Annotated in this window: 3 protein-coding genes and 4 pseudogenes; 1 reads left to right on the top strand and 6 read right to left on the bottom strand. The window is 45.2% G+C overall.

The window, feature by feature from the left end; translation table 11 throughout:
• Positions 1-148 precede the first annotated feature (148 nt).
• The 6 genes and pseudogenes from glk to AC2VE5_RS23790 all read right to left on the bottom strand — a co-directional run.
• On the bottom strand, positions 149-1,279 hold the full coding sequence (gene glk / locus AC2VE5_RS23815) for a glucokinase (protein WP_486890128.1): 1,131 nt from the start codon (positions 1,277-1,279) through the stop codon (positions 149-151).
• 15 nt (positions 1,280-1,294) lie between these two features.
• A complete protein-coding gene (locus tag AC2VE5_RS23810; RefSeq protein WP_486890127.1) occupies positions 1,295-2,053 on the bottom strand; it encodes an iron uptake porin in 759 nt (252 codons plus the stop codon).
• A pseudogene (locus AC2VE5_RS23805) lies at positions 2,028-2,531 on the bottom strand (iron uptake porin); the annotation flags it as partial. The gene AC2VE5_RS23810 and the pseudogene AC2VE5_RS23805, both read right to left, overlap by 26 nt.
• 82 nt (positions 2,532-2,613) lie before the next feature.
• Positions 2,614-3,477, bottom strand: a pseudogene (locus AC2VE5_RS23800) (ABC transporter permease subunit); the annotation flags it as partial.
• A pseudogene (locus AC2VE5_RS23795) lies at positions 3,466-4,644 on the bottom strand (sugar ABC transporter ATP-binding protein); the annotation flags it as partial. The pseudogenes AC2VE5_RS23795 and AC2VE5_RS23800, both read right to left, overlap by 12 nt.
• Positions 4,645-4,874: 230 nt before the next feature.
• Positions 4,875-5,631 (bottom strand): annotated as a pseudogene (locus AC2VE5_RS23790) (substrate-binding domain-containing protein); the annotation flags it as partial.
• Between the two features lie 64 nt (positions 5,632-5,695).
• Here AC2VE5_RS23790 and AC2VE5_RS23785 point away from each other — a divergent pair.
• The coding region (locus tag AC2VE5_RS23785) for an IS1/IS1595 family N-terminal zinc-binding domain-containing protein (RefSeq protein ID WP_486886923.1) at positions 5,696-5,792 on the top strand (97 nt) is incomplete at its 3' end.

Below are 5,792 nucleotides of genomic sequence, written 5' to 3'. Positions count from 1 at the left end.
ACTGCCTATGGAGGCTGAGTAAGTCCAACATCGTCACTAGATGATGAAGGCATCGGCTGATGAAGTGGGAAGCTCCGAGGACGAATAAAACCGTCCCTGAATTGAGCTTGGTTGGAAGCCCCAACCTCGCAAAGCAGGTTGGGGTACTTCACGTCAGCCCAGCAGCACAAATCGCTGAACCTACTAGTCCAACTTGGGGGTTTAAAACAATCCGCACGGGAACTTGCTCTAGTAGAGAGTTCATACGTCCTTTGTGTAAGAATGCTGGCAAAAATCCTTGTTGCATTAGGGGTAAGATTTTGGCGGCAATACCTCCGGCGATGTACAGCCCGCCATAGGGTAGAAGTTTTAGCGCCAAGTCTCCAGCTTCAGCGCCATAAGCTGCTACAAATAGTTCCAGCGTTTTTTGAGCGAGAACATCTTGCTTAACTGCCGCAATAGAGATTTCTGCTGCCAAATCCACAGATTTATGTTCCGTGCCAATTCTCTTGAAAACCTTTGGGGAGGTAGAAGCCTCTCCCAAAGTTGAGGCATCTTTGCGGGAGAATCCTTCTTCCGCAAAATGCCGTTCCGCTTCTCGCTCCCAAGTTTGATAAACTTCCGCCAAATGGGGAGATTCTTGGTAGATTTTGCGCGATCGCAAAAACTGGTAAATTGCCACAATACCCATCCCCGAAACTACCCGTTCTACAGAAACTCGGTTGATGTTGTATTTCTCTAATAGGTATTGCAGCAGTTCAAATTCTAGTTGAGATTGGGGCGAAAAGCTGGCGTGTCCGCCTTCTGTCGCAAATACGCGATAACTAGGAGATTGGGGAATAACAAACCCTTGCCCCAAACCTGTCCCAGCACCAATAATAGCGATCGGGGCATTGGCATCCGGTGTACCTGGCTGCAAAGTATGCAAATCCGATTCAGACAAACCCAAAACTCCATAACCTACTGCCACAAAGTCATTAATTAAAGCAACTTTGGAAACTTGCAACTCTTGCTCTAAGCGGCTTGCCTCTAATATCCAACTTAAATTAGTTAGCTTAGAAGTATTGTTGACAACAGGTTCAGCAATGCCAAAGCAGGCTTTTTCTGGAGTTGGGTTGCTTCCGGCTGCGTCCAGAAATTTGCGCACCATTGGTACTAAATCTGCAAATTCTTGGCTGGGGTAGGTTTGCTCGTGCAAGGTAGTTTGCTGTGGTAAATCCCGTGCGCCCTCCTGCTGCGATTCCACTAATCGCAAAATTGTTTTAGTAGCGCCAATATCTCCAGCAAGTAATAAAGTCATTTTTTATTTGCTCCTTTAAAATCTAAAGACAGTTCTAAGTACGCCAATTACTACATCGTCGTTATCTACATTGTGATTTGGCGCAGTCAGCCAGATGACTCCAGGGGTGATTTGGATGTTGTCCGATATCTGATATCTGTAAAAAGCCTCTAAATGCAGAGATGTATCCTCGTCGGCTTGACCGTTATTTAAGGTGCTGTCAACTCTTGTTACCTTGGGTTCCATGCCGACAAGAATGCCGCCGAGATTGCCTTCTTTGCCTAGATTGGGAAACGCCAGAGTAACTGCCCAGTTCCAAACCTCCGCATCTCCCCTACCGATATAGCGTTGGTTGGCATAGCCCACCCAGCCACCAATAGAGAAATTAGGATTGAGGGCAAAAGTTCCCGATACGCCGTAAGCATTAGTAGATACGGCTCTGCCAAAGTTAGTATTAGATAAATTGCTGCCAGTGCTAGTACCAAAGGGTATAAAGTCAGGATTTAAAGCTGGATCTATATCTTCGCCAGTAGTAAAGAAAGAAGGACTGTAACTATTGATATAAGTTAGACCGATTTTAGTGCGATCGCTCGGACTAATAATTACCTGCGCTAAACCTGCATAAACCCCATCAAATAATCCATTTTTTTCTGTAGATCTTGCCGCAGTGCTACTAGGCACTAAATAGCCTAAATTTAGTTCTATGCTGTCGCTAAAAAAGTGTCGTATTCCTGCACCCGAACCACCACTGTAGTTATAAATTGGGTTCCGCAACGCAAACAGCGAATTCGGCATTAAGTTTAGTAGTAGTAGAAAATTGATTGGCTTCAAGTCCCGCCGCCCTAGCTTCTAAGCTATCGACACGCCCGCGTAAAACTGCAAGTTCCGTAGAAAATTCTGACTGCAATCTTTGCAGAGTTACCAAGTCTTCCTTAGTAACGGCATTAGCTGTACCTGTGGCAATTACTTCATTAATTCGATCTAAAGCTGCATTTAAACCCGCCGCAAATTCGTAGCGAGTCATCGCTCGGTTGCCCCGAAAAGTCCCGTCAGGATAGCCAGCAATCACCCCATAACGTTCAACTAAAGACTGCAATGCTTGAAATGCCCAATCGGTCGGTTGCACGTCCGATAGCTGCGAAACAGATGTAACTTGACCTATAGAGGTTTCGCTACTAACTGGATTTTCCTGAGCGATCGCACTTTCAAAATTAATCAAATTAACAACTAAACCTGCACAAACAAGGCTTGGTGTTAGCAAATATCTTTTCATCACACCTCGTCGAATTGAAAATCTGAAAGATTAGTTGTAAATTCACGAGCGGTTTTGAGTTGTTAAGCTTAGCGCCGAGAAGTCTGCGGAGTCTATCAATAATTACGGCAACGATGATTACCAAGCCTTTGACCACCAGTTGCCAGAAATAAGACATATTCAACAACGTCAAACCATTGTTGAGGACAGCAATAATCAATGCACCCAAAAGCGTGCCGCCAATAGTGCCAATACCGCCAGTAAAACTTGTGCCACCCAGAACCACCGCCGCGATCGCATCTAATTCGTAACCCTGCCCCAATGTCCCAGTAGCGCTATACAAACGGCTGGCGCTCATAATTCCTGCCAAACCTGCCAGCAAGCCACTAACACCATAGACAAACAGCAGTACGCGATTTACTTTAATTTCTGTAAGTCTTGCTGCCCGTTCGTTGCCACCCACAGCGTAAATTTGCACGCCCAACACCGTCTGCCTCAGCACAAACCAACTAGCTAAAACTGTGAGTAAGGCAATAACTACCCGCCAGGGAAAGGGACCCAAATAAGTGTTACCAATCCAAGCAAAATTTAGATCGCGGTTGAATACCGTTGTGCCGTTAGCAATTAAGAATGCCGCACCCCTTAGCGCTGTCAGGGAACCCAAGGTAACGATAAAAGGTGGCACATCTAATAAGGCAATTAAAGCGCCATTGAGCAAGCCTAAAGCCAAGCCTGTAAGCAACCCAGCGATTACCGCCGCCCAACCCAAACCTGGAATTAAAGATACTATCAACGACGCTACCGCCGAGACAGCGAGTATTGAACCCACCGATAGGTCAATTCCTCCGGTGAGAATTACAAAAGTCATCCCCGTTGCCAGGACAATATTAACGGATGCTTGCCGAAATATAATGCAGATCAAAACTAAAATCGGCAGAATACCCGCAATTTGCAGGAAATTATTAATCGATTTGCGATTGACCGCACCCCAATTTACAAAACCCGCCCTTGCTTCTTGTTTGAGCGTGTTTAGCGCAATATTTTTGCGGCAACTCATTTCTAAAAACAATCCTTGGTCTTTGCGGTCTTCTGGGACGTAGCCAATCCCTGCATCAATGGCATCGCTGGGCGAATTAATCTCTAATTTTTTGCCATTGAGGAAGACTTCACCACTTACTTTTCGATCTGCGCCAAAAATTAGCCGCGATACTTCTGTGCGTCCCGCTCCCACTAGCCCCGCTAAACCGAGAATTTCTCCTGCATGAAGCTTGAAACTTGCTGGCTTTATCTTGCGCCCGTCGCTAATATTTCGTACTTCCAGCACCACTGCACCGGGATTCGTTTGGTTTTGGTGTTCGTAAAAATCTCCCATCGAGCGACCAACCATCATTTGCACCAATCGCGCTGGCGAAATTTCTTCTCGCGTTAGACTGCCAATATATTGACCGTCACGCAACACGCTTACTCGGTCAGCCAAAGCATAGATTTCTTCCATGCGGTGACTAATATAAATAATTGCAATGCCGTCCTGGCGGAGTTTATGAATAACCTCAAACAATCGCTCCGTCTCGCGGTCAGACAAGGCGGCGGTTGGCTCATCCATCACTAAAATGCGGCTTTTATCCTTCAACGCCCGCGCAATTTCTACTTGCTGCTATTCGGCAATGGACAAAGTACCAACTATATCCCGCGTTGTAAAAGTAGCTCCCAAGCTTTCCAAAACTTGCTGCGCTTCAATTTCCATCGCTTGACGATCTAAAAACTGACCGCGCTGCAACTCGCTACCCATAAACATATTTTCGCTAACGGTTAAGTTGGGAGCGACATTTAACTCTTGATAAATTAGATTAATCCCGGCTTGGCGTGCTGTTGCTGGATTAGTAATTTTTAAGGGTTGTCCGTTAATGCGAATCTCGCCTTCATCTGCAATGTAAGCCCCCGCAAGGATTTTCATCAAGGTACTTTTGCCTGCGCCATTCTCACCCATGAGGGCGTGAACTTCTCCGGGATAAATGGTCAAATCGACATTTTGGAGCGCTGGTACACCATTAAATCTTTTGCCAATCCCTTGCATTTCTAATACTGGGGCAGCAATTGGTGAAGGGGAAAATAAGGTTTCAATATTTGTTGTCATGAAATGCTCCTGCAATAACAGGTTTAAACTTCGTCACTACGACGAGCTATTGACTGGAAATTAAAGCGATCGCCAAAATTTGATATAAGAACTGTTCCTACAACTAAAAATTGCCGGATTTGCAGCTATTCGGCTTTTTATTGCTGTCTACATCATAGGTAGGCGCAAATACTCAACGTATATACCTAAAGATTTACCTTAGAGAGACTTTGCAATTCTTAACTTTTGACTTACCAGCCTTGGGCGGTATCAACGTTATCTCGCGTAATTAACTGCACGGGAATCAAAATATTTGGGTTACTGGGTTTTTTGCCATGTAAAATATCGTTACCAACTTGAACTGCTTTTTGCGTCATTCCTCTAGGGCTTTGCGTCGCTGTTGCTGCATACAAACCTTCTTTGGATGCGATCGCTTTTATTGCTTCTGGCGCACCATCGACCCCAACAATAAAAAAGTCTTTACGCTGGGCTTGGTTAGCTGCCAAGTCTACACCGATTCCACTAGGATCGTTGATCGCAAACACTGCATCTATTTTCTTTCGGGAAGGTTGTCAATATATCCGTTATTACCTTCAACCCTCCTTCCCGGCTACCTTCTGCATTCTGGTCTTTGGAGAGGATTTTTAGACCAGGATACTTAGCTAATACCTGCTGGCAACCTTCAACTCTTTGAATGACCGAAGTTACTGGAGGACCATTCACAATGACTACATTACCTGTACCTTTTAGGCGATCGGCAATATATTGACAAGCAACTTTTCCGGCTTGGAGGTTATCGGTAGTAACAGTTGCGTCTACCTCCGCGTCAACTCCAGTATCTACCGCCATCACAACCTTACCTGCTTTTCTAGCCTTATCAATTGCTGGGGCAATACCTTTACTATCGGCAGCATTGAGAATAATTAAATCGGTATTTGCCGCAACAAAGTTTTCCATTTGGTTAGTTTGCTGGTTTAAGTCGTAGCCGCTAGAAACAATAGTAAATTTGGTAGTGCGTCAAATAAACGTGGGATTGGTAGAGTAGAGGGGATCTCTCATCTGCAACTCGTCCATGCAATGCCCTTTGTGTGATCATTCTAAAGCCCATAAACACGGCAAGATGCCCAACGGACATCAACGCTATCTCTGTCCTGTTTGCCAACAGACGT

Source organism: Aliterella sp. E5.1, assembly GCF_057473825.1.
The sequence above is the reverse complement of the archived record's forward strand: the minus strand, read 5'-3'. Positions and strand labels throughout refer to the sequence as shown.